This window comes from Methanospirillum sp. (genome assembly GCF_035560735.1).
In the GTDB taxonomy this organism is placed as follows: domain Archaea; phylum Halobacteriota; class Methanomicrobia; order Methanomicrobiales; family Methanospirillaceae; genus Methanospirillum.
Map to the genome: position 1 here is coordinate 1 of NZ_DATMYY010000402.1, position 2018 is coordinate 2018.

Annotated in this window: 2 protein-coding genes; both read left to right on the forward strand. The window is 45.4% G+C overall.

Features of this window, described 5'->3' with window-relative positions; all coding sequences use genetic code 11:
• Positions 1–1369, forward strand: a 1369-nt coding sequence (locus VN429_RS11945; protein WP_325633631.1) for a pyruvate ferredoxin oxidoreductase, incomplete at its 5' end; no start/stop codon positions are given.
• The coding region (locus VN429_RS11950; RefSeq protein ID WP_325633633.1) for a thiamine pyrophosphate-dependent enzyme at positions 1366–2018 on the forward strand (653 nt) is incomplete at its 3' end. The genes VN429_RS11945 and VN429_RS11950, both read left to right, overlap by 4 nt.

A 2018-nucleotide genomic window follows, 5' to 3' on the forward strand; every position in this document is an offset into this window, starting at 1 on the left:
TGATAGCGGAAGAGTGAAGTCCACAGGACAGGCCCTGAATATCAATGAAATTATTGAAATGCATCATGGCATTCCCATAATGGGAAACACGGCTATCATTGGTGCTTTTTGTGGATGTATGGGAATACCCTGGGACCGTTCTGAACGGATATTACGCAGGAACTTACAGAAAAAAACGGATATTAATATCCAGATTGCACAGGAAGCATACTCACGGGCAACTCAGTGCGAACATATTAGTCAACCTTTTGGTGGCAAACCACACCCTCTTCTCTCAGGAAATGAGTGGATAAGTCTGGGTCTCCTTGCTGGAGGTATTGATGCATATGTCTCTTATCCGATGACACCATCGTCTGGTATTCTCCATTATCTCGCCTCTGTTGCCCATGAGACCGGGATAGAGGTGATTCATCCGGAGAGCGAGATCGCGGTTATCCTAATAGCTCTTGGGTTTTCCTATGCAGGAAAAAAAGCCGCTGTTGGAACATCCGGAGGAGGATTTTGTCTTATGACTGAAGGGTTGTCTCTGGCTGGTATGGCTGAAATACCTATCGCCATTGTCCTTTCACAGAGAACCGGGCCATCGACAGGACTTCCTACATATACTTCCCAGTCTGATCTCCTCTTTGCTTGTCACGCGGGGCAGGGTGAATTTCCCAGATTCGTCGTTGCTCCTGCAACTCCGGCTGAGGCATATAAGTGGTCAGCTGAATCAGTTCAAATAGCCTGGAAATTTCAGATCCCAACTATTATTCTTTCTGATAAAACCCTATCAGAAGGAATCTGTACCCTTGGTACAATATCGGATATCAATCATACACAGCCCTCTCCATCTCCATTGATTCCCTACAAAAGGTATGCTGATACACCCGATGGAATCTCCCCGCTTCTGCCCCTTCCCTGTAAGGGTGAGATCATTAAGACGAATAGTTACACTCATGATTATGACGGATTCACGACCGAGGATTCCGCCATGGTGATTACCCAAGTCCAGAAACGTCTTCGCAAAATTGAACACCTTATCCAGTTTGTTGATCAACCAGGAGCTGTCTATCTCGGGGGGTCAGAATCAGCGAAGACTGTTCTACTCTGCTGGGGCTCTCCCCGTGGTGTCTGTTCAGAAGTCGCTGAGGTACTCGGACTTCGTGTTGTATCCCCAGTGGTGCTAGTTCCGTTCCCGAAAACTGAATTTAAAAGAGCGATGGAGGGAGTTGAAACCATAATCCTTGTTGAAGAGAGTTCGATGGGTCAGTTGAACCAGATCACTGAACGGTATGGGTGTAAACCAGATCATTTTATTCTTCGGTATGATGGGAGACCATTTGCTGTGGAAGAATTGGTGGATCAGGTACAGAGGTGTATTTCATGACCAATGAAGAGAACCTTATAACACCTGTACAGAATACCTGGTGTCCCGGGTGTGGGAACTTTGTTATTCAACATGTCCTAAAGACTGTGATTTTGGAACTCGAACAGGAAGGTATACCTAGGGAGAATATTGTTCTCGTATCAGGAATCGGATGCCACGCTAAGATCGCTGATTATTTAAATTTAAATAGTTTTTACTCACTTCATGGCAGGACCGTTCCAGTCGCAACCGGCATCAAGATGGCAAATCCTGATCTCACGGTCATTTGTTTTGCGGGGGATGGAGATCTCTATGCCGAAGGTCTGGATCATTTGATTCATGCAGCAAAAAGAAATTTAGACGTCACGGTAATATGCCATAACAACCGGGTTTATGGTCTGACCACAGGTCAATACACCCCGACTTCTCCGTTTGGATATTCCGGCAAATCAACTCCGGATGGACTTCGTGAATACCCTCTGAATGTTATAGAACTTATTCTTGGAGCCGGAGCAACATTCGTTGCACGATCATATACGCGGCGTCTTCCACATTTGAAACATATTATGAAAGAGGCAATTATGCATTCTGGTTTTTCCCATGTGGATGTTCTTCAGATCTGTGCTACATTCTTTAATCAGACCGCTCGATATGATGAACGGGTATATGA